The sequence below is a fragment of the Rhizobium bangladeshense genome (assembly GCF_017357245.1).
GTDB lineage: Bacteria > Pseudomonadota > Alphaproteobacteria > Rhizobiales > Rhizobiaceae > Rhizobium > Rhizobium bangladeshense.
In genome coordinates this window covers 96,340-121,970 of record NZ_CP071616.1, presented here as the reverse complement: position 1 = coordinate 121,970, position 25,631 = coordinate 96,340, and the positions used below count along the sequence as shown (strand labels likewise).

Genomic DNA, 25,631 nt, shown 5'->3' with positions numbered 1-25,631 from the left:
CGCGGCCTCGCAGATGGCGCGCGAGATCGGTAGAATCTGCCCGGGATGAAGAGAAAAGGCACGGACGCCGTCCTGTTGGCCCCGCTTGTCGAGCGCGACCGCAACCAGCGCGTTTGCGGTCTTCGACTGCCCATCGGCTATCCATCGCATGACCGGCGACACAAAGATGGCTTCGTCGCATCGACGGGTGCAAGGCGATACGCTTTGCAATGATCCGTCTCTCGGATAAATTTGAATCCATGAAAAGACCTTACTTTATGGAAGCGTTGAGCCGGATAAATCTTCTGGAAACCTTGGCTCCATTCGATCCCCATGTCGCGGGTACGCCGCCACTCGGCCTCGATCTGCCCACCAGCGATCTAGACATCCTCTGCTTTGCTCCAGATCCACAGGTATTCACCCAGACCGTTTGGGACGCCTATTCCACGTGCGATGAATTTTCTGTCCGGCAGTGGACCGGTAGAGAAAAGCCGATCATCGCCGTGTTTGCAGCCGCTGACTGGACGTTCGAACTGTTTGGTCAAGCTCTGCCGGTGCCCGAGCAGCATGGCTGGAAGCATTTTCAGGTCGAGCATAGGCTCCTTGGAATCGGTGGAAGCCGCTTCCGCGCGGCCGTCATGCAGCTTCGAGGCGGCGGCATGAAAACCGAGCCCGCATTTGCAGCTACGCTCGGTCTCGAGACGTGCAATCCTTATGAGGCGCTGTTCGAGATGGCGGGTTGGCCTGACGAGGCTTTGGCCGCTTTGCTCCAGGAGCGCGGATTCTAGACGGCGCGGAAGTCCTGGCTGCGCTGTTCCGCAGCCATATAGTCGACGGCCACAGTCGCGTCCGGGTCGAGAGCAGCCGAGATAGCGATTCAGGTTTCTTAGGCCGCCGGATCTGGAGATGATTTTCGTGTGCTGGATTCGTGGAACTGCAGCCGAGTTTGGGTTGGTGCAGTTGAAAGGATTTGAACCAGTGATCCTCAAGAAACAATCGCCGCTTCAACGAAATCAATGCGTTGAGGCATAAAGGCCATTTATGGAACCGCTCGCCGAGCGGTACCTACGACATCGGCATCTGGACCATGACTCCTTTGCCAGCGGCGCGGGCGGGGGTCCTGAACTCGCGCTGGCGTCAGCTGCTCGACGGGCGCGCGCACGTTCCGACATGCGGCGAAATGGCGAACGATCCGGCGCAGGCAATGCTGTGGGAAGCTAAGCTCGTTCGTGGCGAGGTGGGCATCCTCGTCCTCCCGAAACGCAGGAATGCGGATTACCTCGTGAATTATGCCCGCAAGGACAAGCCCTATCCCGAAGCCATGTGGGGCGTTTATCGCGCATTCCTCGAACAGGGTATGCGACCGGACTGAGTGCATATCGACTTTCTCTATTTCCCCTACTCGATCATGTTCGCCGCCGAACAGGCGACGCGCCTGAAACGTGGGTGGAAGAAGGCGGGACGCGGGCTATTTCGGCGACCGCGGTCATGTCGGCCAGCAACCGCATTCAATTCAGGTTCGAGGGTTTAGCCGGCGGCGGTCTGCTGCAATCCCACCGCCATACCGGCGGCAAGGGTGAATGGCGAAGAACGAGATTGCTGGTTCTTTTCGTCACGACAGCTCTTGCTGACGACCTTCGCAGCGAGAGCACATATCTTCGCACCTATGAGGAATAAGAGGATTATGAGGGCTTTATCCGTTGGGGAGGTTACCATGCCAGAACGTAATAGCCAAAATCGCCGAATAGGTGAGATGATGAGCCAGCTGATCGGCACCATGCAGCACCCAAAATGAACGCGTATTCATAGGGTGCGGCTGACGATGACCGTGGATGGCCTTCAGATGGTCTATCAGGAAATGGACCAGAAACTCGCCGCAGGCAATGACAACAATCCAGCTAGAATCCTTGATTGAAAGCCAGAGGATTGGCGTGGTGGCGACGGCGTGGATGCCCGCGTGGGCATAGGGCCCGGCTTTCCTCAGGTTCCCTTTGCCGCCAATCATCCATTCGGCCTGCAGCACATAGTCAGCCATGAAATGCTTGACCTGCAACCAAATCAGCATCGTGAGCAGCAGCATGGTCAAGTCACGCTCCCTTCAGTCCGCCGGAACCACCGGGTCGATCGTGTGCACACGGACCGGCGTCATCTTTCCCCGTATGCGGACGCAGCCAAGCAGCCTCGCATCGAGAAGGCCATGCGTCCTCCGAAAAGTTTCGTCGCTCAACGCAATCTCCACGCCTTTGTCCTTGGCCACGCCAACGAGCCGGCTGGCGAGATTGACGGCGTCGCCGATCGCCGTATAGCTCAGGCGTTCTGTCGAGCCGATATTGCCGACAAGCGCTACACCCGTGTTGATACCGATACGAACGCGAATCGCATCGTGCTTGGGCGCGATCGGCGCCATGGCATGCATCGCGTCACGAATCGCCGACGCGGCGCGGCACGCGCGCAATGCGTGATCCGGTTCATCGCCGGGCGCATTCCAGATCGCCATTACTGCATCCCCAATGAATTTGTCGACTGTGCCGCCCTCGGCATGAATAGCGGCAATTGAAAGGGTCAGAAAGCGCGTCAGGCTTGGTTCGACACCCGCGCCGAGCTCTTCCGTGAGTTCCGTGAACCCCGGCAGGTCGGCAAACAGCACCGTTAGCTCCCTGAGCTCGCCCCCTGGTCGGGGCTGGACACCGCCATCGACAAGGGGACGAACGACCTCGACCGGCATGAAGCGGGCAAACGCGGAAAGGCCGCTCGACATGCGCTTGAGGGCGGAGGAGAACTCATCGAGTTCGGTCAACAGCGCCGGTCGATGGTGCACGGCGTCGAGCTCAAACCTCTCGATCATGTGCAGCTGCTCGGCAAGGCGCGATAGTGGCCGAGAGAAGAGAATCCTGGCAAAAAGGACCGCCGTCACGGCCGCCAACACGGCAATTCCCCCGATGATGAAAATCAGTCTCTCGGTATTGGCATCGATATCGCCGGCAAAAGTAGCCCGCGGTATTGCGGTGACCAGCCGCCAGTCCTCGAACGGCAACTTGCCAGATGACACGAAGATCGGACCGAGGGACTTGCTTGCTACCTGCATGCGGGAGCGATCAGCCTCGTCCCTCCCCGTGGCCAGGGCGACTGCCGCCGCCAGGGCATCAGACGCGGCGAAATCCTTGAGATGGGCAGCGACGAGACCGTCGGTGGGCTCGGATGTCGCGAGTACCGCGTCATCCCGCGCCAGCACGAAGGCCTTGCTGCCTTCAGGTATCTTGAGCCCTCCTAGAATGGCCGACAGCCGATGCAGGCTGACCGCCACCATCACCACCCCCTCGAAATGCCCGAATACCTCGACCTTCTTCGAGACTACGATGGCCGGTTCGAAGCCGTTTGGAAGGATATTGACGAAACTCCATGCCGGCTCCGCGCTGGTCCGGCCAAGTCTGTACCATGGCGAGCCCTCCGGAACGTAGACGCTCTCGGCCTTCAGGCGATTTTCGAAAAAGATGTCTCCGGGGATCGGCCTATAGAGATCGCGGCGCAAAGGACGCGACTTTCCCGGCGGTGCCTGGCCGATCTCCACCATTTCGATCTTACCATCCGGCAGCGCATGCGCGCCGAAGAAGCGGCCATCGGGGAAGCCGAAGCCGATCCAGGTGATTGCCGGCTGCTCACGAAGCAGCGACAGGAACAGGAACTCACGCTTCACCTCGTCGTCTGGCCTGATCGCACCCTGAAAGAAGACAGATCTGACGATCTCGGCGCTGCTCGATACCAAGGCCAGGTTTGAGGCTAGCTCATTGCGAACCGCAGCGGTGCTCTGAGCGTCCAGGCTGGCCACTACCGCTTCGATGTTCTGGGTCGCTGCGTGATACCACACGAGATGAACGAGCGCTGCCGTCGACAAAACCGCAAGCAGTAGCAGGGCAGCGACCGCACGTCCCATTTTCAGCCGTGGGAATGTTCTAGCGTTCATGGCGGTCGGTGATCAGACGGGCGGCGTGGTCGCAGCAGACATAGGCCAGCGCCCAATCGACAAAGACAACGGCGCGATTGCGGAAACCGATGAGAAACCAGAGATGGGTGATATTCCAAAGCAGCCAGGCGGAGAAACCCGACAGCCGGATCCGCCGAAGATCGGCGACCGCCGCCTTGCGTCCGATCGTCGCCAGATTGCCGTAATCGCGATAGTCGAATGGGCCGGTGGTCCGGCCATCGAGGCGGGAGAGAATGGCACGGGCCGCGTGTTCGCCCATCTGCTTGGCAGCCGGCGCAACTCCCGGAACCAGCCTGCCGTCCTTGCCGATGACGGAGGCGGTGTCGCCGATCACGAAAATCTCGTTGTGATCCGGCGGGTTAAGGTTGCGATCGACATGGACACGGCCGGCGCGATCGGCTGGTACGCCGAGCCATTTCGCCGCCCTGGAAGCCATAACGCCAGCCGCCCACAGCACGCAAGACGACCGGATTTGCCGGCCCCCGGCAAGCGCGACACCTTCAGCGTCGCAGCGCGTCACCGCCTCTCCGAGGAATACTTCGACGCCAAGCGTCTCGAGGTGCCGCCGCGCTTCTTCGGACAATTTCGGCGGCATGGTCGGCAGAACAACATTGCCAGCTTCGACCAGCACCACCCGCGCCGACGACGGATCGATGCGCCTGAAGTCACGGACGATGACCCTTCTTGCAAGTTCGGTAATGGCTCCGGCCAGTTCGACGCCAGTCGCACCGCCGCCAACCACCACGAAGGTGAGAAACCGTTGACGCTCGGCTTCGTCCTCCACTGCCTCTGCGCGCTCGAAGGCCGACAGGATCCGGGCGCGAATTTCGGTCGCATCGGCGATCGTTTTCAGCCCGGGCGCGGTCTCCGCCCATTCGTCCTTACCGAAATATGCGTGCCTGGCGCCGGTGGCGACGACCAGATAGTCATATGTGATGCGGCGGTTTGTGGTCTGGACGGTCCGGCTCTCCTTGTCTATCCCCTCGACACGCTCCATCAGCACCGTCACATTGGACTGCCGAGAGAGAATGCGGCGGATCGGCATGGCGATCTGGGCCGGCGAAAGCACGGCCGTCGCAACCTGATAAAGCAGCGGCTGGAACAGATGATAGTTGCGTCGGTCGATGACCGTTAACTCCACGTCCGCATGCCGAAGTCCCCTCGCGGCTGCGAGGCCGCCGAATCCGGCTCCCAGGATGACGACTTTCGCGCGGCGCGCCACCACCTGGCGGGTGTCCGGTTCCACGGACAGGGAACTGCCACTGGGCTCTTGAATCGTGGCGCGCATGGCTCAGCGCTCCTTCGGGAACAGACGTGCTGCCACATAGTCGATCGAAACGGTGCCGGCGCCCCGTGCCAGAATCAACAGCAACGGCGCCGTCCAGAGCAGGTGATCCGGCCAGTTCTGCGGGTAGACGAGGAACTGGATCGTCGAGATGACGCAAAGCAGCATGAGGGCGGCGGGCCGAGAGAACAGGCCGAGAAACATCAGAACCGAGCCGCTCACTTCGGCAGTCGTCGCAAGGACCGCGGCCACTCCGGGATCGATGACGGGCAGCTGGTATTCGAGCGTGAACAGCTGAACTGTCACCTGCCAGGAGGCAAGCTTGCTCTGCGACGACTGCCAGAAGACGTGGGCGACTGCCACACGCGAAACGAGCTGGACGAGGGACAACGGCACGCTGTTGAAGCTCTCGAGAGCGGCAACATAGAGTCCGGCAATGCCGCCTCTGTGGCGCGTTGAAGAAGGAGATATCATAGTCATGATTTCAATCCTGTTCACTTGGTTGCGGGTTTGATGTGGCGAATGCGAGCTACGAGGCCAAAGGCGAAAAGACCGTCAAAGGCACCGCTTAGGTCGAAGCCGGGAGCGCGGGCGAGGACGCGGCTGACCGCAGCCTCCAGGCCTGCGCGCCTTTTCAGCGCGTGAAGGAACGCGAAATGGCTGGCATCCAGGCGCAGAAAACGCATGCTCTCGCTGCCGCGCCAGAGCGCGATCCGCTCCGGTCGACGGCTTAGCCTCGCCAATGCTTCGATATTTCCGCCGGCTTGATGCGCCTCCCATATGCCCAGCGCAGGCCAACGGCAAACCAGCAGGCGTAGCGAGGGCTGAACGAAAATCTCGGGAGCGGTGTCGGCTTCACCATCCCCCAACTGCTCCAAGCTACAGCCCGGCAGCGCCGGGGCATCCAGCGCCTCGGCAACCAGCCATTCAAGCCGCGCCGTCTCGGCAACGAAGGGCATGGAGCGGATGCCTTCGAAGCCGGCCATGAAGCGAGGGAAACTGCCGCCATAGCGAACAAGCCGCGCTTCCTGCGGCGGATTGTTCCGGATGAAGACGCCGGCAACATAACGAAAGTAGTTTTCGCCCAGAAGCTGCACCGTGATCGGAAAAACGGCGATCAATGTTGCCGTCAGCGACGCGAACGTGTTGTTGCGGTAAATGTTGAACCGGCGCAGCGGGTCGAAAGCACCTTTCGCCAGCACCGGCGCAAGATCGCAGCCATCGTCACCAAGAATGGCTTGGGCGACCCGCGATTGCAGGGCGCAATTAGAGAGCATGGCCAATCCTCCTTGCGCCGGAATGGTTGGCGAAGACGGAAGGCTTGATGGTTGCAAGTGCCGCCAAAGCCGGCATCGGTCCCTTCGGACTGTCGGACCGCAATGGAAGGAGCATTCCGTCGAACCTGCTTGTTTGGGGGTGGGCCTTTTCGCCAGCCTGTGATCTTCAAAGGCGATCGATTGAGCCAGCATGTCGGCCCACATGGCTTCACCGAGCAGCACGTCGAGAGCGGGAACATCCGTATCCCATTCGATGAGCGTCGGCCGCGGGCCGATTTTGCGGATCGCATAAGCATAGAGCGACCAGACCGGCGGCGGAACGCGCGAGCCGTGGTCGTCAATCAGCACGATATCGCCTTCGACCTCGTTGACCGCGTGTCCGGCAAGATGAATCTCACCGATGGCGCACGCGGGAAGCTGATCGATGAAGTTTTTGGGTTCAAAACCGAGGTTGCAGGCCGAGACATGAACATTGTTGATATCGAGGAGCAGGCCGCAGCCTGTCAGGCGCACGAGTTCGGCCAGGAATTCCGACTCGGTCATTGTCGATCCCTCGAAGGCGACATAGGCTGACAGGTTTTCAATATAGACGCGCCGCTGAAGCGTATCCTGCAGCCTCGAGACGTTGGCGGCGACGATGACCAGGGCCTGGGCGTCGTAACGCAGAGGCAGGAGATCATTCAGATAGGCACCATCAGCGGCGCTCCAGGCGAGATGCTCGGACACCAAGCCGGGCTGGAAACGCAGGCAGAGCTTGCGCATACCTTCCAGGTGGTCGCGGTCGAGACCGGAACTGCTTCCAAGTGAAAGGCCGACGCCGTGGATGGACAAGGGATAGCTTTCCCGCAGCCGCTCGAGAGCATCGACGGCCGCCGAGCCGCCCATGTAGTTTTCTGCATGGACTTCAAGCCATCCCGCCGAAGGGCGGCGAGACAGCATTTCGCCGATATGCTGGGAGCGAAGACCGATGCCCGCGGCGGTTGGCACCGGATTGCTGGGAAATATCTTGGACATCGACTACTCCTCTGGTTGAAAACTCGGAAAGGTCAGGCCTTTGGCTGGTTACTTCCGCCGGTGATCTTGGTGCAGGTGCCGGCCGGCACGTAGATCCAGGAATCCTTGGCATTGTCAGCGGTGGAGGTGCCGGCGCAGGAGTGGCTGGCGGTCTGGCAATCGTTCAGGCCGGCCTTGACGACGCCGAAGCATTTTTCGAACGAGAAATCCGGCTTGGCGGTCGGGCCGGCAAAGGCATTGCCCGCCGCCACAGAGGCGGCGGCCGCGAGGGCTGAACTGATGAGAAGACGAGTGGCATTCATGAGAATCTCCTGGGTTGCGTGAGGTCAAACCACCATCGGCTTGCCTGTCCTCACCTTCCCAGAAGTCAGCCTTCACCTGAAATGCTGTCTCTGCATGATTTCGATACGCTGTCTCTATGCGTCGCGGCTGATCCTCACGACAAAAAACCCCCGCCGGAGGCGGGGGCTCAAGTTGCAGGCGGGAGGCGGGACTTTCTGAGATAGCCGAGGATCAGAGATAGCGTTCGCGGACGTCCACGGTCGATCGTTTGCCGATATCCTGGTAATTCGTTTCCAGCCAGAGGTCAGCGCATCGGCGGCCGCGATCCCTCAAGTCCATGAGCGCTCCCCAGTCGGCGTTCAGCTTGCTCGCGACGCTGAGGTTTTTCATCGCCTCGTCGTCTGAGATACCGTGCACGAAAATGCGCTTGAGATTGGAAGGCGGCGTCGCTGCCGTATCGATCAGCTGTGTAACGAAGGCCACGGCCCGCATTTCCCTCAGCAATGACGAATTGAAACTGATCTCATTGATTCGATTGAGAATCTCTCCAGCCGTGCGCGGCAGTTCCGTTCGTTCAATCGGATTTATGTGAACCACGATCACGTCGGGCGTGTCGCAGCCGTAAATCAGCGGGAAGATCGCGGGATTGCCCATATAGCCACCGTCCCAATAAGCTTCCCCTCCGATTTCCACCGCTTGGAACAAGAATGGCAGACAGGCTGACGCCATGATGGCATCGATCGAGAGTTCGTCGTTCCCGAATACCTTTACCTTGCCGGTGCGAACGTTTGTGGCACAGATGCTGAGCTTGACAGGGCAGCGTGCCATCCGGATTGCCTCCAGATCGATCGACTGTTCCAGCACCTGGCGCAGGGGATTGAAATTGAAGGGGTTGAACTGGTAGGGCGACATCAGCCGTGTCACCAGGTCGAACATGATGAAGGCCGGCGAGAATTCCAACGATTTGGAACCTGTCAGGCGGTCGAGCAGGGTTGGCTGCAAGGGTCCGGATGCGGCTGCATGGCTGACGCGGCGCCAGAAATTTGCCAGCGCGGTCTGTGCTCCGCTGCGCCCGCCCTCGGCGAGGCCATAGGCTGCGACCGCAGCATTCATAGCGCCTGCGCTGGTCGCCACAATGCCTTCAAATGAAAGGCTCGGCTCGTCCAGCAGCCGGTCGAGCACTCCCCACGTAAAGGCGCCGTGGGCGCCGCCGCCCTGCAGCGCGAGATTGATCGTTCGCGGCTCGCGCTTGGTAACCGAAGAATCCGACTGCATCCCGGGTTCTGTTGCCACATGCTTATTCATGATCTCCACCCCTTTTGTCGAATGATGGATTAATGCGCGGTCCAGCCGCCATCGACCGGGATCGCCGTCCCGGTGATCGATCCGGCTAGGTCGCTGCAGAGAAAGACCGCAAGCGCGCCCATTTCCTCGACAGTGGCGAAGCGCCTCGTCGGCTGGTCCTTCAGGAAGACGTCGCGGATCACCGCGTCCCTGGGAATTTTATGCGACTTCGCCTGATCTTCGATCTGGTGTTCGACAAGCGGCGTCCAGACGTAGCCGGGGCAGATCGCATTGGATGTCACCCCGTATTCCGCGCCTTCGAGCGCGATCGTCTTGCTGAAGCCGACAATGCCGTGTTTGGCCGCCACATAGGCGGATTTGAAGGGGGACGCGACCAATCCATGGGCGGAGGCGACGTTCACGATCCGGCCATAGCGGTTTGCGCACATGCTGTCGAACGTCGCTTGGACGAGATGGAAGGCTGAGGAAAGATTGATAGCAAGTATGGCATCCCACTTTTCAGGCGGAAACTTTCCGAGCGGCGAAACATGCTGGATTCCGGCATTGTTGACGACGATGTCCACCTGCCCGAAACGGGCGACCGCCCTCTCGACCATCATGCGGATCGCTTCCGGCTTCGACATGTCGGCGGCGTCGTAGGCAACGTCGACATCGTTATCGGTGGCAATGCCCTCGCGCAGCATCTCGATCTCGGCAGGGTCGCCGAAGCCGTTCAACATCACGGCGGCCCCCGCCCTTGCAAGCGCATGTGCAATGCCAAGGCCGATCCCGCTGGTCGAGCCAGTGACTATGGCGCTACGCCCTTCCAAGGGCCTGCGGCCGACGAGAGTATCAGTTATGGGATCAAAGGCGTTCAGCATATCCGCTCTCCACTACGATCGACTACGCCGTCTGGCGTCTTGCAATCAGAATGGTCCACGGAGCTTCGCTTTAGAAATGCCAGTCTGGTATGGAATTGATAAATCCATTGCATTGGAGGAGAATGCCGCCCGCGGAGAATATTGAGGGCATTGCAAATAGAATTCATGCCGGGGGCGGCGATGGATATTCACCATATAAGGTATTTCCTGGCGGTGTGTGAAACGCGGAACTTCACGCGTGCGGCCGAAAAGTGCAATGTTACTCAGCCAGCTCTCAGTCGCGCCATCCAGCAGTTGGAGGATGAGGTGGGCGGACTGCTGTTCCGCCGGGAGCGCAATCTCACTCACATAACGGATCTCGGCAACCTTCTTCGCCCACGATTCCAGCAGATCCAGGACGAGTTGACGGGTGTGCGTACGGAGGCTTCGCGATTTCTCTGTCTTAGTGAAGCACCGCTCAAGGTGGGCATTATGTGCACGATCGGACCGCGCCGGTTCACCGGCCTCCTCACCGACTTCAACATGCGCCACAAGGGAATTCAGCTGCAACTGATCGAGGGCGTGCCCGCCCGATTGTCCGATCTGCTCGAGACTGGCGAAATTGATGTGGCGCTGATGTCGACGGCAACGAGCTTTCCGGAACGCTTCGACGTGACCTCGCTCTTTCGCGAGAGGTTCATGCTCGCTTTCCCCGCCGGCCACCGCCTCGGCCAATATGACGCCATTCCCATCGCGGCCATCGACGGTGAGATCTATCTGCGTCGTGTGAACTGCGAATACTGGGATTACCTCACGGATCTCTGCGACGCACAAGGCGTAAAGACCCTCGTCTCCTACTCCAGCGAGCGCGAGGACTGGATCCAGAACCTGGTCGCCGGTGGCCTTGGTATCTGTTTCATCCCCGAATACAGCGCCGTCATCCCCGGCTTGCAGGTGCGACCTGTCGCTGAGCCGGAAGTCTCGCGCGAGGTCTGTCTCGTGACGGTGGCGGGCCGACGCTTCTCCCCGGCGGTGTCAGTCTTTGTCGGCGCCGTGAAATCCTACGGCTGGGCGAAAGCGTCGAGCCGTTCGCACTGACGGCCGTGTCGTCACGACCCTTGGGAGCACAGCCTGGCACGCCGCCGGGCATTCGGTGTTTTCGCCGCAGCTGACAATAGCTTGCGGCTATCGAAATCAAAATCATCTGGCATTTCTCTTTCGATCGGCGCTCCGCCAGTCTTCTCACATGCTCGGCACCGTCCTCGCCGGGCTCCAACAAGGAGAAACCGCTGATGAAGCCCGTATTGAAAACCGACCGCATTTCCCTCGCCGCTCTCGCGTTGGCTGCAGTGGCCCTCGGCGCCGGCCTGCCGGCCACGTCCGCCCTCGCGGGCGAATGCCCGGCTGATCAGGTTACTGAAGATGGCATGAAGCCTGGCCCGATGATGCCGAAGGGCGTCACCGACAGCGTCGTCAAGACAATCGATCTCTCGTCCAAGGGCGAGGCATGGAAGGGAAGCATGCTGCGCATGCGCAAGCTCGTCGTGCAGCCAGGCGGCATCGTTCCCTGGCATTCGCACGAGATGCGCCCGGCCAATATCCTGATCATCTCCGGCTCGATCACGGAATACAGCAGCACCTGCAAGGTGCCGATCCTGCACAAGAAGGGCGAGGTGACCGCCGAGTTTGGGCATCTTTCCCATTGGTGGAAGAACAATGGCAAGGCTCCAGCCGTGCTTTATTCCTCCGACATATTGAGCCCGGAAATGCACAACGACGACGCGGCGATGTAACCGTTGCCCTTTCATCTGAGGCAGCCCTATCGCTCGCCGGCGTTTCCCTCGCACCGGCAGGGAAACGCCGTGCATCCCTGGAGGAACAAGCATGACCGATTTCGAACAACCAATCACGGCATCCGTTCAAGAGCGGACCATTCACGCCGACAGTTGGCGCTTTGGGCTGATCGCGCTCATCGCCTTTTTGACCTTGGTCGATCTCTTTGCGGCGCAAGCCGTATTGCCTTCCCTTGTCGAGAGGTTTCAGGTCAGCCGCGCGGCGATGGGTTTTGCCGTCAACGCCAGCACTTTCGGTATGGCACTCGCCGGCCTGCTCGTCGCCTTCTTCGGCAGTGGCCTGGACCGGCGCAACGGCATCTGGGTGAGCCTCGCGATCCTGTCCGTGCCAACGACGCTTCTGGCATTTACCGACAACATCATCATCTTTGCCGCGCTGCGAGTGCTTCAGGGGCTTTGCATGTCGACGGCGTTCACGCTGACGGCCGCTTATCTGTCGGAGCATTTCTCCGCGGGGAAGGCCTCCGCGGCCCTGGCCGCCTATGTCACCGGCAATGTTGCCAGCAACCTCTTCGGCCGCATGCTTTCCGCTGCCGTCGCAGGGATTGGCGGCCTCTCGTTAAATTTTCTGGTGTTTGCCGCCCTCAACCTCCTCGGCGCCGCCCTTGTTTGGTTCACGCTCAAAAGAACGGCCAGCATGATACGGAGCGGTGATCGCGGGAACCTCACCATGCGCATCTGGGGCGGACATCTTGCCGATCCGGAACTCCGCCGCGTCTTTGGTATCGGCTTCCTCATCCTCCTCGTGTTCATCGGCACCTACACCTATGTCAACTTTCGGATTGTCGCGCTCGGGGTAAGACCGATGGCGCTCGGCCTTGTCTATCTCGTCTTCCTCCCGTCGATCTTCACCACGCCCTTCGCCGGCAGGCTCGCAAGCGCTCTGGGGCCGGCAACCGGAATCGTGCTGACGCTTACGATCGCCATCGTCGGACTCGTGGCGCTTCTCAGTGCGTATTTACCGGTCATCCTGATCGGTTTGACACTGGTGGCGGTCGGCACCTTCCTCGCGCAGGCAATGGCAACCGGCGTCGTCGGTCAACGTGCCAGGAGCGACAAGGCTGGCGCGAGCGGCATCTACCTCGCATCCTACTATACCGGAGGCATGGCCGGCAGTGTTGTTCTTGGTCAGGTCTACGATCACGTCGGCTGGAACGCATCCGTCTACGTGCTTATCGCAGCTCTCGGGGCAGCAATGCTGCTCGCGGGTTCGCTAAGCGCCCCGCACCGATAGATCCCAACTTCCGTGGTAGCCGGAATAGGGGTCGCCCCTTCCATGCGGAAGCCGGCGACGACTTTGAATGCAGACACAACCCAAAGGAGGAAATGACATGCAAAAAACGATCAGACTATTTTTCGTGGCCGCGCTTTCAGTGGCAGGAATAATTCTGTCGGCACCGGCCACTATCGTCCAGGCAGGTGCCCGGGACGGTGTCGTTGTTCTAAAGAGTCGCTACTCGGTCGACGAGACGGTCTCAAAGATCAAGGGCAACGTCGCAGAGAAGGGCATCACGCTGTTCGACGACATCGATCAAGCAGCACTCGGTGCTGCCGCCGGCAACAAGGTCCGCCCGTCGCGGCTGATCCTGTTCGGCAATCCGGCGCTCGGAACGACGTTCATCACCGCCAATCCAGTGGCCGGGCTCGATTGGCCCGTCCGAGTTCTCGTCTACGAAACGAAGGATGGAACCGTCCGTGTCGCCTATACGGATTTCGACTGGATCGCGCGGCGCCATGGCATCACCAGCCGCGGCAAGGAGTTCAAGATGGCATCCGAGGTCATCAAAGCGGTGACAGAGCCGGTCCGTCAATGAGCTTGCAGCAATGAAGAAGCAATGGGATCGGGCATAGCGCGACTATGCCCAGGTCGCCTCGGTCAAGAACTGAGGCCACCGCCGAAATACGAAAAAGGCGTGACCCAACCCCGCAAATAGAGAAGCGTCATCCAGTGCCTTCTAGATTTCCTGGTCTCGTATCGGTTTCGAGTGCCCTGGGATTCGAGATGTGCCCAGTGCCGCGGATCGATTACTGGAGGGCTGCGGGCGCAGGCGCGATCAGGGGGAACTGCGCGATTAATATACTGGTGAGTTCCTCCTGGGTGCGATGGCCGCGATTGAAAAGGTCGATTGCCGCGCTGCAGATTATTTCCGATGTCTTGTCGTCCGGTTTGGCCTTGTAGTGCCTAAACCAAGATTGAACGGACAGCGAGAGCACCGCCCATTCTGTTTCTTGGACGCTCGTGATCAACATTCCTCATCTCCCCACAAGTTGGAACGCGGCAGCTTTGCAGGGTTTCATAAGTGAGCCTGCAATCCCAGTTTTTGCCGTGACGTTGAAGAATATCTCCTGCCATTCAGTGCGAGATGATCGCACGACCGCTGGAGGCCAGATGCTCTGTGATGGCGCGCCGGATTTCGATAACCGTGTTGAAGAGCCTGTTGTCCAGGTCGATGACATTGAAGCGGACAGCGATGAATTTGAGGCGGTTTTCGACAGGGACCGCGATCCCGACTTCCTGACCATTGAATACGACAGCTTGCTTTTGCATAACAAACCTCTGGCGCGCCACATGGGAGCACCATCTTAGAATAGTGGAACAAAGGGTTTACGACGCCTCAGCTTGCCGTCGCAGGTCCGTATCGGATCGAGACGAGATCACGCACTCGCTGCGCCATTGCGAAGAAACGAAGTCGGACAAACAACGTCATCATCCTCCTCAAGCGCGATCAAACGACCGCTGAGTATCGTCGGCAAGGGCGGTGTGTTTCGGAACTCCTCTGTAAAAAACGTAGTCGAGAAACTCCGAGTAAGCAACTGATTTTTGTTATAATTTAGCGTTTTAAATCGTATGACAATTACCGCAGGTGCGAAGTAGCAAATGACGTACGTTCGTCGACGCATAGTCGAAAGCCGTCTACGGCTTTACCTGGCGATATTGCAGACCAGACGGCCGGGGCGCTTAGAGGGGCGGCAACCGCCGTTTGACGGATGTGCCCTTGATGACGGCCGTGCTGGTGACCGCGTGTTCCGAGAGGGCTTCAAGAACATCGTCCATCTGCTCGATGGAATGCACGACCAGGCGCGCCAGAAATGGATCGTCGCCCGTAATCTTGTCGCACTCGACAAACTCCGGGCGCTCCTGAATCAGCCGTTCGACCAGGTGCAGCTTGCCGGGTAGCGGCCTGATCCTCACCATGGCCCGTATCTGATAGCCGATCGCACGGGTGTCGACGTCAACGGTGAACCCTCGTATGACGCCGGCGGCTTCCAGCCGACGAACCCTCTCCGATACGCTCGGCGCGGACATGCCGACAAGGCGGGCAAGCTCGCTCATCGACAATCGGGCATCGCAATCGAGCGCAGCGAGGATGCGGGCATCGGTGCCGTCCAGCGTTGAATTTTCAGATTGAAGGTTTTGAGGTGCTTTGGCCTTGGACATAGCGGGCAGAATAGCCGCCGATCCTCTGTATTGCTATATAAAATCGGCAGGTCACATCGCATGATCGCTCCAGAAAGGAGATGATCATGCTGCTGGGGATTATCGCTGGCCTCACCACCTGCGCCTTATGGGGACTGACCTTTGTCGCTCCGCGCACCATTGCGCCTTTCACGGCATGGGATTTGACCATCGCCCGTTATGGCATCTTCGGTTTCGCCTGCCTGCTCTTGATGATTGATCGGCGGTTTCGGCCCGTTGGATTGGCACCGCCCCAGCTCCTGGCCGGCTTGCTTCTCGGTGGAGGCGGCTATGTGGGGTATTTTGTCAGTACCGCTTTCGCCGTGGAACTTGCCGGCGCCGCCATCCCGCCGGTCATCATCGGCACAATGCCGGTGTTCCTGGCGATCATTGCCAACCTTCGGGACCGATCCGCACCGTGGCAAGCTCTTGCCCTACCATTGGCAATGATCATGATCGGGGTGGCGGTCGTCAACGTCGCAACGATCAACGCGGTCAACCTTGCCGCTACGACTTCGATCATACTCGGCATCCTCGCTAGCTCCGTGGCGCTGGTGATCTGGATCGTCTACGCGCTGCTCAACGCGGCCGTCATGCGGTCGCCCAAAGCGCCGAGCGGACTGCAATGGACCGGATTGCAGGGCATCGGTGCGGCGATCGGCAGCTCTCTGCTGTTGCCGCTGGCTTCATTCGATCTGGCCGATACGGTCTCTGGTTCCGACGTCTTGCGCTTCGTCGGCTGGGCGTTGGTGATGGGGCTGGCCGGCTCTTGGCTCGCAACCTTGTTCTGGGTGGTTGCCTCCCGCCATCTGCCGCTAGCTCTCGCTGCCCAGCTTATTGTTGCCGAAACCGTCTTCGGCCTTGCCTATGGCTTCATGTTCGAGGGGCGGTTGCCATCTCCTGCCGAGACGATCGGCGCGGCGCTGCAGCTTGCCGGTGTCTGTGCGGCCATGGCGGCGTTCAACACGCCGCGAGGCTCCACTCAAAGGCTAGCCTCTCCGTGATCCAAGCAGTTCCCCTCGCAGTTTTTCAAATTCCAAGGTATAAAACGTGCGGGCGGTTATACTACAGGCAGGAAACGCAGTGCACGGTGCGTTGGAGCGGGAATATGTGCTGGATACATCGTCGGCATTCCCGCCGGTCGGACTTGCTCTGCGTGATCCAGCGACACGCAGGATCGTACGGACTCTGGGAGATGCAGCGCGCGTCCTGATGAGGGACTGGCCTCGGAATGACGGGGACGAATATATCGCGGCCGTGAAAGCCTGCGTCGACGCACTCGGCGGGAAACTTGCGCCAGAACAATTCCGGGAAGTGTTTTTGCGTGCGGCCGATGAGGCAGGCATAGTCACGATGAACGTCGTCCAGAAGGGTGGACGGGCGCGACGACTGCACCTACCCTCGCCAGTTCGCAGATAAGTCACGAGCGCAACCTCCTTGATCGGCTCCGGCCACTCGCACTCTGGGATCAGCTAGGCGAGCGTCTTGGTCCGTCACCGTCAAGTCCTCATGAATGAGTGGCGGCATGTTTCTGCCCGCGGTCAGGGAGGCTCGCAAACTCCACCCTAAGGCTTGGATGGATTTCCTCACGGGAGCGATCTTGGAGATGCTGGTCCACGACCCGCGCTACTAAGCCCTGATGGTCAGCATCGCAGAAGTTGCATTGGAACGGTCGTAGGACCTAAGTCCCGGCACCGAACTAAATCGTCTTCCCTGCTGTTTCCTTCGCATTGAGAAGGAGGACTGTCATGACATTCGAGCCGGAAAACCTCGCCCACGATCAGCTTGCGAGCGTGCAGGCGGCCATGTCAGCGGAACCGGAACTGGAAAGCTCATCGATCTCTGTGAGCATGGTCGGCAGAAGCGTTCTGCTGGAGGGTTACGTGGCCGACTATGGGGATCGGCAGAAAGCGATGGCTATCGCCGCGTCAATAGCCGGCCCCGAAAACGTGCATGACCGGATGCGAGACGCCGATGAAATGGCAGATACCATGTCAGCCCAGTAAGAATCCTTCTTATCCGTGTCGTGATTTCGCCAGCCGAAGATGCTGCGGCCACTCACGATCCTCATGGATCAATGGCAGTTTGTTTCTGCCCATGGTCAGAGAGACTCCCGAACTCCGCCGTGACTAGCATTAGTCGGCAGCAAATCTACTGACAATTCCTGCGCTTGATCTTCAGGGTATCGATATCAAAGGTCCGGCACAAACATATCTCTCAGCCGAAGCGCCGGCGCCGGCCATTCGCGAGAATCCGGGCTGCCCCGAGAGCCGGCGCGAACTCGTCGCCGCCGCGGCCGGTCGGCGGCCAGAATTCACTGTTGCGCCCAGCAGGCACGACAGATCGGCCGAGAGATCGAAGATCTACTCAGCGACGAGGTGTTCCATGTCGGCTTCCTGCTGGATCCTGCCATTGATCATGAGGCGCCGAGCACCACCTTGCGCGAGCGAGCCGATGTTCCAACCGGCCTTATGCGACGCTTCAGTGCCGGCGGGCCAGCCAAGGCACGGCAATGCAAACTGCTCTATCCATCTAAGGTCCGCGCCGATAAAGCAGTGGTTGCCGATTGAGCAGCATGGAATCGCCGAATTCATGCGCACGGTAGCGGCATGCAGTGAGAGCTGCGGAGGCGCCGGCGAGCAGGGCATCGTCGGCAAAGGCGCGCAACAGCTCGAAATGGCTTTCGCCGGGCTGGTGGACACCAGTGAGAACCGCATCGACGACGCGGAGCGGAATGCCCCGTGCGATGCGCCCTGTTGCAATACCATCGCCAGCACGCACGCTGCCATCGGGATTGGCGGCAGCTTCAAGTGCGCGCACGACGCTGGTGCCGATCGCGATGATGCGGCTGCCGCTGAGCTGCGCCCGCGCTACCTGCGCGACGGTACTTTCAGAAATGTGGTACGGCTCATCGAAGGGAAGACGCGAGTCGAGTGCGGGATCGCCGGTGGAAGAAATGCCCGCGGCATGCGTGAGTGTTGCAAAACCGATCTCGCGCCGACGCCAAACTTGCAGTGTGCGCCAGTCGAGCGCGAAGGAAGCCGATGGCGCCTCGAACGCGACCGGCTGCGAGGCGATTCTCGTCCAAACATTCCATAGTGCCAACGGCTCGGGAACATGCGCATATTGGATCGGCCTGCCGTGCTGCGCCAGTCCTGCAAACATGGCTGCTCGGGTGCCTTGGAAGCTAAGCTCGAAAAAGCGAGGATGGTCGAGAACGCGCTCGACGACGGCTTCAAGTGGGCCGAGCTGGAGGCGATCGCCTGATGACAGCGCAGGGGGCGGCAGCCGATCTTCCGTGCGGGTGCGGTGATCGCCCGAGCCGAAGGCGATCGCAAGGAAGCGGACTGGAGCGGAAGGTGACAGCCAGCCGGCTAAGCGGATCTCGATCGCCTTTCCGCATCGGAGATGCGTGCCGTGCAGGCTGGCAGGCAAGGTTGCGGCATCGTTGGCGACAACCAGATCGCCAGGCTCGAATAACGCCCCGAGGTGAGCCCGCGGCAGGTCACTCATGGTGCCATCCGCCTCAACGACGAGCAGCCTGGCCGGTTGCGGATCGAGGCGTTCAGCGGCGGTCACGCATGGGCTCCTGCGGTAAGCACATCGTGACCCGGCAACGCGTCGAGCATCTTTTCGATGATCTCGGCAGCGGCCAGCTCAGGGTCTTTCAAGGTCGACGGATCGGCGTCCGGTAGCGCCAGCGCGTGCAGCGGGGTGTCCATATCGCCAGGGTCGGGCGCGAGAAACCGTATTCCATCTGATTTCGACTCCTCGTCCCAAATCGCCGTCAGATGGGCAAGCGCTGCCTTGCTCGCGCCGTATGCGCCCCAGCCGGGATAGGCGTTGACAGCCGCGTCGCTGGAGATGTTGATCACCAGCGCGCCGCGGCCCTCGCGCGCGGAAGCGGCAAGCGCACCGAACAGAGCTTTCGTCAGCCGGAAAATGCCGAGAAGGTTGACTACGACCGCCGCTTCCAGCTCCTCGCATTCCGTATCGGCAAGAAGCGCCAGAGGCATGGGACCGAGGCTCGATGCATTGTTGATCAGGACGTCGACCCCGCCAAGATTGGCAGTGATCTGCATCGCGATCGGATAGATGTCTTCCTTCTTGCCGATGTCGGCGACAATGCCATGCGCGCCCGTCTCGGCTGCGACGCGTTCAACATTCGCGGCGGTGCGGGCGACGAAGGCAACGCTCGCACCCTTCCCGGCAAGCTGCCGCACAAGCGCCAGTCCGAGGCCGGAAGTGCCGCCAGTGATCCCTACACGAAGTCCTTGAAGATCGATATTCGCCAGCATTGCGGTGCTCCTTCAATGGGTACGCGTAACTGCTACAAGTTCAAGTGAACTTGAAGTCAAGAGAGCTTCGTGGTTTTATTTATGCATGGATTCGATGCTTACCATCACCGACGTGTCACGACGCAGCGGCGTTGCCTCATCAGCTCTTCGCTTCTATGAGGAGCGTGGGTTGATCGCATCCGAGCGCGCCGGCTCGGGACATCGACGCTACCACCGGTCTGCATTGCGGCGGATCGCTTTCATCGTATTTGCACAGAGTATCGGGCTGACGCTTGAGGAGATCGGCGCCGAACTCGCTAAGATGCCGGTCGATCGCGTACCGTCACGTCGGGATTGGTCGCGGCTGTCGAGCGCGTGGGCAAGACGTATCGACCAGCGCATAGCCGAGTTACAGCGCCTGCGGTCCGGGCTTGGCGAATGCATCGGTTGCGGCTGCCTGTCGATCGACCGATGCAGCTTGGCGAACCCTGCCGATGTGGCAGGGCGCAAGGGACCGGGGGCGAGGTATTGGCTGGGGTGAATGAGCCTCGACGCGACCGTTGATTTGGACGACACAGAGGCCATCCCCTGTGTTGGCGATGTAGGCCGGAGCCTCGCCCAACGGCGATTTACCAGCGACGCGGCACGGCGATGGGTGAGCCAGATTTGCATGTCGACGTCATCTCGGAATCGATCAACAATCGAGCCGCCTGGTGATCGGCTGGGTCGATGATCGATCCAACGAGCTTGCCGCCAGGATCGATCATCCTGGCCTATTGGTTCGGAAGCGCTGTTCCTTATGGCGGCCAAGCGCTTGTCGGAATATGACGAGATCGTCGCGTCACATGGCAAGGGGCTGCTTACGCGCTACCGGACGAGTTTCGCGCGCTATGGACATGTCTCGCTGACCGCGTCCTGCATTGCCTATTCACTGTATTCGATTGCCCATGCCCTTTCGCAACGGCATTGAAGCGCTATGCTGTCAGCACAGAACGAGCAAGAGAATAACATGACACGGTCACGGCAGAGCGAGCTACGCGAACGGATCACGATCATTGGCGACGTAAGATCCGCCTCATTCGTCCCGTGGATTCGCCGTCATGCCGATAAGCTCGGCCTCTCCCAGAGTTTTCTGCATGCCGACGCCGAACGGATCGAACTCGAGGTCGCAGGACCTGTCGAGCTGATCGACATGTTGGAAGTGGGATGTTCACTTGGGCCGATCGACGTCTGGGTCGACGAGATTCAGCGCAGGATTGTAAATGCCACAGACACACCGCCGCCGGCGCAGCACCTAAGCTGATGCCCTTTATTTAATCATTGTTGCCAATGCGAATTTTTTATGCAAGCCTCAGAGACTGAGATTGCAAAGGTTGGGAACCCGCGCTACATCAGCAGTGTCAAGCCACTGGCAAGATTGAGGAAATAACCGTCATGCCTTCCGATACGGCCGGCTCCTGGACGCCTGTCGCGCTTTCTGCCGATCTGCCGCCGGCAACCGTCATCCCGGCCTGGACCCCGTTAGGAGCGATTGCTCTCTGGCGTAGCCAATCCGGACGCGCATCGGCCTCGTCGGACCGTTGTCCGCATCGCGGGATGCGGTTGTCGCACGGCTTCGTGCGAGGCGAAGTGCTCTCCTGTATCTATCACGGCTGGAGCTACTCTTCGGCGGGAGGATGCGTTCGTATCCCGGCCCATCCCGATCTCGTGCCGCCGGACACGATTCGGGTGGCTGTTCAGCGGGTCGAGGAATCTGACGGCATTGTCTGGGTGGCGGTCGACGAACCGGCAATGTCGCCGCCACGCCTAGATCATCTCGTGCCAATACGCTCGCTGACGCTCAACGCCGATATCGCGGCAATCGAAGCGGCAGCCGGAGGGAAAGCCGATGCGGACGGGCTGATTCAAGTCGCCGACTGTCCCTGGGTCCGTCTGCTGCCGGCGGCGCAGATCGGGTGCACTCTGATTCATGTCCTGGTCGAACGGGAGCGCAGCGTCGCAGATCGGGTTACGGCGTCCCGCATTGCCGAAGCCGTCCGACGCCGGGCTGAAACAGGCCAGAAGGATGTCGCATGAAAGGGGCTGGCGCGATGATCGACGAATGGTACCCGGTCGGCCTCTTCAGCGGGCTCACCGAGGCAGGAAGCAGGACCGCTTTGATGGGTGAGCCCATAGAGGTGATACGCACGTCTGACGGCGCGGCGCGGGTCACATCGGGCGATGGACGTGCCCTGCCCGTCCGCGTCCGCTATGGTCATGTATGGTCTTCTCTCGGGACCCCCGCCAAGGAGCTTTTTGCCATTCCCGAAGCGGATCAGCCCGGCCGCCGCTTCGTCGACGTCGGGGTCGTGCGGGTGCGCTGCTCCCCCTTAAGAGCAGTCGAGAACTTCCTCGACATCGCGCATTTTCCCTTCGTCCATACCGATATTCTCGGAGCCGAGCCCCATACGGAAGTTCAAAATTATAAGGTGGAGATCCGCGAGAAGGAGGATGAAGTCTGGGCGACGCAGGTGAAGTTCTACCAGCCGCAGGCTGCAAAGTCGGCAACGGGCGGAATTACCACTGAATATATGTACCGCGTGCCGGCTCCGACCTGCTCGGTGCTTTACAAGACCTGCCCTCCCCGCCCGGGAGAATGGGATGTCATTACCCTGTTCGTCCAGCCGCTTGCGGAGGATCTTTGTGACGTATGGCCGTGGATGGCCCTCTTCGACGACGTGACGCCAATGACAGACCTCATCCATTTTCAGCAGATGATTTTCCTGCAGGATCGGTCGATCCTCGAAAACCAGATCCCGGCACTTCTGCCGCTCGATCCCGGCATGGAAATCCCGACCAGGGCCGACATGACATCGATCGCTTACCGGCGCTGGCTGAAGCGCCACAACTACCTCTATGGCGCGCAGCTGGTCGCACAATGAAGCTTTACGACTACATTCTATCGCCGAGCTGTTACAAGATCCGCCTGATGGCTGCGATCCTCGGTGTCAAGCTGGACATCCGGCCGGTCGATTTCCATCCCGGCTTCGAACACCGCGGTCCTGAGCTTCTGGCCTTAAATCCGGCAGGCTCCATCCCGATCCTGGTGGATGGCGAACTCGTCCTGACCGAATCCTCGGCCATGCTCGCCTTTCTCGCCGCCCAAAGCGGGCCCGACTGGCTGGGTAGAGACGCGCCGCAGGAGACGGCGCGCGTGCAACAATGGCTCTCTTTTTCGCATCGGCTGACGACAAATCTCGGCGGCGCACGGCTGCACCAGATGCTTCTGCGCCCGGGCAATATCGAGTCCCTGCAGGCACAGGGGGTCGCGGCGCTGCGCGAACTCGAAGCCGGGCTTTTTGAGCAGCGGCTCCGCGACATGCGGTTCCTGGCATCCGACCGCGCAACGATCGCCGACATCGCCTGCTTTCCCTATGTGGCGCTCGCGCCGGATGGCGGAATTTCGCTCGATCCCTATCCGAACATCCGGCTTTGGCTGCGCGCCATCCGCAGCCTTGAAGGTTTTATCGAAATGCCCGGCATCCACCGGCTGCACGAATTGAAGCCCGACCCTCATCCCGTCAACGGGGGGAAGTGAGATGGCGGGCTATCTCCTGAAGAATTGCGCGGCCATTATCGTCGACGAAGGCAGCGGACCGGCCGTGCGCCGGAACGCCGATCTGCTGACCAATGGTCCGGCAGTCCAGGCGATCGGCGTGGACCTGGCGCAGGAGGCCCTGCCTGCCGACACGATCATTCAGGATGCATCCGGCTGGTTTGTCTATCCGGGCCTCGTCAACACCCATCACCACTTCTTCCAATGCTTCGTGCGCAATCGGGCCGATCTCGATTGGACGAAACTCTCGGTCATCGAATGGCTCGATCGGATCTACCCGATCTTCTCACGGCTGAACGAGGATTGCTTCTATCATTCGTCGGTCACGGCCATGGCCGAGATGATCAAGCACGGCTGCACCACGGCTTTCGACCATCAATATTGCTTTCCCCGGCACGCCGGGAAGCGTCTGATCGATCGCCAGTTCGAGGCAGCCGAACTTCTCGGCATGCGCTTCCACGCCGGACGCGGCGGCAATACCCTGCCGAAATCCGAGGGCTCGACGATCCCGGACGCCATGCTGGAAACCACGGACGAGTTCATCGCCGATTGCGCCCGGCTGATCGACAGCTACCACGATGCCGGCGCCTTCAGCATGCGGCAGGTGGTCGTTGCCCCCTGTCAGCCGGTCAATTGCTACCGCGAAACCTTCGTCGAGTCGGTCGCCCTCGCCCGTGATCGCGGCGTCCGGCTGCACACGCATGTCGGTGAAGGCGAAAGTCCCGTCATCCAAGCACGGCATGGAATGCGTACGGTCGACTACTGCACCGAACTCGGCTTTGCCGGGCCCGACAGTTTTTATGCTCACTGCTGGGAGCTGACACACGATGAACTGCGCAAGATGGCGGCAACCGGCACGGGTGTCTCCCATTGCCCCGAACCGGTCTATCTGGTCGGCGCCGAAGTCACGGATATTCCTGCAATGTCGGCTTTCGGGCTGCGGATCGGGCTCGGCTGCGATGGCGCTGCTTCAAACGACAATTCCAACCTCATGCACTGCATCCACTCTGCCTATATGCTGCAGTGCCTGGCAGCCTCGACACGCGCCCATCCGGTTCCAGCGCCGGTCGATTTCCTGAACTATGCGACCACGGGCGGCGCAAGCCTGCTTGGCCGCAGCGATATCGGCCGGCTCGCTCCCGGCATGGCCGCCGACCTCTTCGTGATCGATACGAGGCGGATGGATTATGTCGGAACCCGCCATGACCCGTTGAGCCTGATTGCCAAGGTCGGGATCGGCATGCCGACCGATCTGACCATGATCAACGGGCGCATCGTCTGGCAGGCCGGTGAGTTTGTCGGGCTCGATGAGGCACAGCTTTTCGCCGCTGCGGAAGCGGCGCTTTCAACCTTAAGATTTTAGAACCAAAAGAGGGAACTGACATGTCCAACAATCTCACCCGCAGAACACTGATGAAGAGCGCGGCGGCAGCCGGTCTCGCGATGGCCTTTGCCGGCCGCCCGGCGCTTGCCGCCGACGAACCGCTCGGCATCGCGCTCGTCATTCCCTCGCCTATCGGCGACGTCGGCTGGGGCCATGCGCTTGCCGCCGGGATCGACCCGATCAAGGCCGCCTATGGCGACAAGGTGAAGGTCACGGTTATCGAGAACATCGCCGAAGGCCCGGACGCCGACCGCATCATGAACAAGACCGTCGCCGACGGAAACCATTTCCTGATCGCCGGCTCCTTCGGCTACCAGAATGGTGCGCTGCAGATTGCCCGTCGCAATCCCAAGGTGACCGTCCTGCATGCCTCAGGGTTCCAGGTCGCTCCAAACTTCTCCCCCTTCGCAGCCAAATATTTTCAAGGAACCTACCTGCTCGGGATGGCGGCGGCGGCCGTTTCCAAGACCGGCAAACTCGGCTCGGTGTCGGCCTTTGCCATTCCCGAGCTGATCACTTCCATCAACGCCTTCACGCTCGGCGCGCAGGCCGTCAAGCCTGATATCGAGGTGTCCGTCGTCTGGGTCAATTCCTGGTTCGATCCGGCCAAGGAGCAGGAAGCCACCAAGGCGCTGATGTCGCAGGGTTGCGACGTCATCTTTTCCAATGCGCAGGACACGCCTTCGGTGATCTCGGCCTGCGAGGAAGCCGGCGTCTATTCCTTCAACCTCAACTCGTCGATGAAGAAATATGCCGAGAAGACCTATCTGGGCTGCGTCGCAACCGACTGGTCACCTTTCTTCAAGGCCTCGGTCGACGCCCATCTTGCCGGCACCTTCAAGGGCGCCAACACCTTCCTCGGCGTTGCCGACAAGGTGGTCGAAGTCGTCGACTGGAACCCGGCAATCCCAGCCGATACGATGACCAAGATCAAGGAAATCGAGACAAAGATTGCCGATGGCAGCTTCTCGCCGTTCACCGGTCCGATTACCAAGGCTGATGGCAGCGAAGGTGTCGCTTCGGGGACCACGCTGACGGACGCCCAGATCGTCGCGATGGATTGGCACGTCAAGGGTGTTACGACGCCATTGCCGAAGTAAGC

Annotated in this window: 30 protein-coding genes and 1 pseudogene; 18 read left to right on the top strand and 13 right to left on the bottom strand. The window is 60.3% G+C overall.

Going from position 1 to position 25,631, the window contains the following annotated elements; all coding sequences use genetic code 11:
* The first annotated feature begins 209 nt into the window (after positions 1-209).
* The 3 genes from J2J98_RS28325 (at position 210) to J2J98_RS30805 (ending at position 1,656) form a co-directional block, all read left to right on the top strand.
* Positions 210-767: a DUF4269 domain-containing protein gene (locus J2J98_RS28325; protein ID WP_221109939.1), complete on the top strand. Its 558-nt coding sequence runs from the start codon at positions 210-212 to the stop codon at positions 765-767.
* Positions 768-1,000: 233 nt separating this feature from the next.
* Positions 1,001-1,351 (top strand): hypothetical protein, encoded by a 351-nt coding sequence (locus J2J98_RS30810; RefSeq protein ID WP_207604148.1) that lies wholly within the window; start codon positions 1,001-1,003, stop codon positions 1,349-1,351.
* A gap of 116 nt (positions 1,352-1,467) precedes the next feature.
* Positions 1,468-1,656 carry a hypothetical protein gene (locus J2J98_RS30805; protein WP_207604147.1) on the top strand — a complete coding sequence of 63 codons (189 nt, stop codon included), beginning with the start codon at positions 1,468-1,470 and terminating at the stop codon, positions 1,654-1,656.
* 16 nt (positions 1,657-1,672) lie between these two features.
* Here J2J98_RS30805 and J2J98_RS28310 read toward each other — a convergent pair whose 3' ends face one another.
* The 8 genes from J2J98_RS28310 to J2J98_RS28275 all read right to left on the bottom strand — a co-directional run bounded on the left by J2J98_RS28310 (position 1,673) and on the right by J2J98_RS28275 (position 9,984).
* The gene (locus tag J2J98_RS28310; protein WP_246569496.1) at positions 1,673-2,059 is read right to left on the bottom strand and encodes a DUF3307 domain-containing protein; all 387 of its coding nucleotides are present in this window, start codon (positions 2,057-2,059) and stop codon (positions 1,673-1,675) included.
* Between the two features lie 18 nt (positions 2,060-2,077).
* Positions 2,078-3,940 carry an adenylate/guanylate cyclase domain-containing protein gene (locus J2J98_RS28305; protein ID WP_207604146.1) on the bottom strand — a complete coding sequence of 621 codons (1,863 nt, stop codon included), beginning with the start codon at positions 3,938-3,940 and terminating at the stop codon, positions 2,078-2,080.
* A complete protein-coding gene (locus tag J2J98_RS28300; protein ID WP_207604145.1) occupies positions 3,930-5,249 on the bottom strand; it encodes an NAD(P)/FAD-dependent oxidoreductase in 1,320 nt (439 codons plus the stop codon). Before J2J98_RS28300 ends, J2J98_RS28305 begins: the two co-directional genes overlap by 11 nt.
* A gap of 3 nt (positions 5,250-5,252) precedes the next feature.
* Positions 5,253-5,726 carry a DoxX family protein gene (locus tag J2J98_RS28295; protein ID WP_207604144.1) on the bottom strand — a complete coding sequence of 158 codons (474 nt, stop codon included), beginning with the start codon at positions 5,724-5,726 and terminating at the stop codon, positions 5,253-5,255.
* Positions 5,727-5,740: 14 nt separating this feature from the next.
* Positions 5,741-7,537, bottom strand: a complete 1,797-nt coding sequence (bufB, locus tag J2J98_RS28290) for an MNIO family bufferin maturase (RefSeq protein ID WP_207604143.1) — start codon at positions 7,535-7,537, stop codon at positions 5,741-5,743.
* Between the two features lie 32 nt (positions 7,538-7,569).
* Positions 7,570-7,839: a BufA1 family periplasmic bufferin-type metallophore gene (locus J2J98_RS28285; protein ID WP_207604142.1), complete on the bottom strand. Its 270-nt coding sequence runs from the start codon at positions 7,837-7,839 to the stop codon at positions 7,570-7,572.
* A 211-nt stretch (positions 7,840-8,050) separates the two neighbouring features.
* On the bottom strand, positions 8,051-9,124 hold the full coding sequence (locus tag J2J98_RS28280) for a patatin-like phospholipase family protein (RefSeq protein ID WP_207604141.1): 1,074 nt from the start codon (positions 9,122-9,124) through the stop codon (positions 8,051-8,053).
* Positions 9,125-9,153: 29 nt separating this feature from the next.
* Positions 9,154-9,984, bottom strand: coding sequence for a 3-hydroxybutyrate dehydrogenase (locus J2J98_RS28275; protein ID WP_207604140.1), 831 nt, complete (start codon positions 9,982-9,984; stop codon positions 9,154-9,156).
* A gap of 180 nt (positions 9,985-10,164) precedes the next feature.
* On the opposite strand from J2J98_RS28275, the gene J2J98_RS28270 reads away from it, so the two are divergent.
* The 4 genes from J2J98_RS28270 to J2J98_RS28255 all read left to right on the top strand — a co-directional run bounded on the left by J2J98_RS28270 (position 10,165) and on the right by J2J98_RS28255 (position 13,630).
* A complete protein-coding gene (locus J2J98_RS28270) occupies positions 10,165-11,061 on the top strand; it encodes a LysR family transcriptional regulator (RefSeq protein WP_207604160.1) in 897 nt (298 codons plus the stop codon).
* A 194-nt stretch (positions 11,062-11,255) separates the two neighbouring features.
* Entirely contained in the window at positions 11,256-11,756 is a 501-nt protein-coding gene (locus tag J2J98_RS28265; protein ID WP_207604139.1) for a cupin domain-containing protein, read from the top strand.
* Between the two features lie 91 nt (positions 11,757-11,847).
* Positions 11,848-13,050: an MFS transporter gene (locus tag J2J98_RS28260; protein ID WP_207604138.1), complete on the top strand. Its 1,203-nt coding sequence runs from the start codon at positions 11,848-11,850 to the stop codon at positions 13,048-13,050.
* Between the two features lie 97 nt (positions 13,051-13,147).
* Positions 13,148-13,630, top strand: coding sequence for a DUF302 domain-containing protein (locus J2J98_RS28255; RefSeq protein ID WP_207604137.1), 483 nt, complete (start codon positions 13,148-13,150; stop codon positions 13,628-13,630).
* A 211-nt stretch (positions 13,631-13,841) separates the two neighbouring features.
* Here J2J98_RS28255 and J2J98_RS28250 read toward each other — a convergent pair whose 3' ends face one another.
* The 3 genes from J2J98_RS28250 to J2J98_RS28240 form a co-directional block, all read right to left on the bottom strand.
* Complete coding sequence (locus J2J98_RS28250; RefSeq protein WP_064710027.1) at positions 13,842-14,066, bottom strand: hypothetical protein; 225 nt, start codon at positions 14,064-14,066, stop codon at positions 13,842-13,844.
* Between the two features lie 103 nt (positions 14,067-14,169).
* Positions 14,170-14,364: a hypothetical protein gene (locus tag J2J98_RS30620; RefSeq protein ID WP_246569493.1), complete on the bottom strand. Its 195-nt coding sequence runs from the start codon at positions 14,362-14,364 to the stop codon at positions 14,170-14,172.
* A 411-nt stretch (positions 14,365-14,775) separates the two neighbouring features.
* A complete protein-coding gene (locus tag J2J98_RS28240; protein WP_064711989.1) occupies positions 14,776-15,255 on the bottom strand; it encodes an Lrp/AsnC family transcriptional regulator in 480 nt (159 codons plus the stop codon).
* 86 nt (positions 15,256-15,341) lie between these two features.
* Between J2J98_RS28240 and J2J98_RS28235 the strand changes: the two genes are divergently transcribed.
* From J2J98_RS28235 to J2J98_RS28225, 3 genes and pseudogenes are all read left to right on the top strand, one after another.
* On the top strand, positions 15,342-16,277 hold the full coding sequence (locus J2J98_RS28235) for a DMT family transporter (protein ID WP_207604135.1): 936 nt from the start codon (positions 15,342-15,344) through the stop codon (positions 16,275-16,277).
* A gap of 104 nt (positions 16,278-16,381) precedes the next feature.
* A pseudogene (locus J2J98_RS28230) lies at positions 16,382-16,692 on the top strand (DUF982 domain-containing protein).
* Between the two features lie 329 nt (positions 16,693-17,021).
* Complete coding sequence (locus J2J98_RS28225) at positions 17,022-17,279, top strand: BON domain-containing protein (RefSeq protein WP_138396991.1); 258 nt, start codon at positions 17,022-17,024, stop codon at positions 17,277-17,279.
* Between the two features lie 526 nt (positions 17,280-17,805).
* Here the strand turns inward: J2J98_RS28225 and J2J98_RS28220 are convergent.
* Positions 17,806-18,852 carry an S-adenosylmethionine:tRNA ribosyltransferase-isomerase gene (locus J2J98_RS28220; RefSeq protein ID WP_207604134.1) on the bottom strand — a complete coding sequence of 349 codons (1,047 nt, stop codon included), beginning with the start codon at positions 18,850-18,852 and terminating at the stop codon, positions 17,806-17,808.
* Positions 18,849-19,571 (bottom strand): SDR family NAD(P)-dependent oxidoreductase, encoded by a 723-nt coding sequence (locus J2J98_RS28215; RefSeq protein ID WP_207604133.1) that lies wholly within the window; start codon positions 19,569-19,571, stop codon positions 18,849-18,851. The genes J2J98_RS28220 and J2J98_RS28215 overlap by 4 nt, the downstream gene beginning before the upstream one ends.
* 85 nt (positions 19,572-19,656) lie before the next feature.
* On the opposite strand from J2J98_RS28215, the gene soxR reads away from it, so the two are divergent.
* From soxR to J2J98_RS28175, 8 genes are all read left to right on the top strand, one after another.
* Positions 19,657-20,091 (top strand): redox-sensitive transcriptional activator SoxR, encoded by a 435-nt coding sequence (gene soxR, locus J2J98_RS28210; protein ID WP_207604132.1) that lies wholly within the window; start codon positions 19,657-19,659, stop codon positions 20,089-20,091.
* Positions 20,092-20,349: 258 nt separating this feature from the next.
* Positions 20,350-20,520, top strand: a complete 171-nt coding sequence (locus J2J98_RS30615) for a UbiA prenyltransferase family protein (protein ID WP_246569492.1) — start codon at positions 20,350-20,352, stop codon at positions 20,518-20,520.
* Between the two features lie 39 nt (positions 20,521-20,559).
* Entirely contained in the window at positions 20,560-20,853 is a 294-nt protein-coding gene (locus J2J98_RS28200; protein ID WP_207604131.1) for an acylphosphatase, read from the top strand.
* 131 nt (positions 20,854-20,984) lie between these two features.
* On the top strand, positions 20,985-21,626 hold the full coding sequence (locus tag J2J98_RS28195; protein ID WP_207604130.1) for a Rieske 2Fe-2S domain-containing protein: 642 nt from the start codon (positions 20,985-20,987) through the stop codon (positions 21,624-21,626).
* Positions 21,623-22,471: an aromatic ring-hydroxylating oxygenase subunit alpha gene (locus tag J2J98_RS28190; protein WP_064709434.1), complete on the top strand. Its 849-nt coding sequence runs from the start codon at positions 21,623-21,625 to the stop codon at positions 22,469-22,471. The genes J2J98_RS28195 and J2J98_RS28190 overlap by 4 nt, the downstream gene beginning before the upstream one ends.
* Entirely contained in the window at positions 22,468-23,127 is a 660-nt protein-coding gene (locus J2J98_RS28185) for a glutathione S-transferase family protein (protein ID WP_138396984.1), read from the top strand. The genes J2J98_RS28190 and J2J98_RS28185 overlap by 4 nt, the downstream gene beginning before the upstream one ends.
* 1 nt (position 23,128) lies before the next feature.
* Positions 23,129-24,508: an amidohydrolase gene (locus tag J2J98_RS28180; RefSeq protein WP_207604129.1), complete on the top strand. Its 1,380-nt coding sequence runs from the start codon at positions 23,129-23,131 to the stop codon at positions 24,506-24,508.
* Between the two features lie 20 nt (positions 24,509-24,528).
* Complete coding sequence (locus J2J98_RS28175) at positions 24,529-25,629, top strand: BMP family ABC transporter substrate-binding protein (protein ID WP_207604128.1); 1,101 nt, start codon at positions 24,529-24,531, stop codon at positions 25,627-25,629.
* The last annotated feature ends 2 nt before the right edge of the window (positions 25,630-25,631 follow it).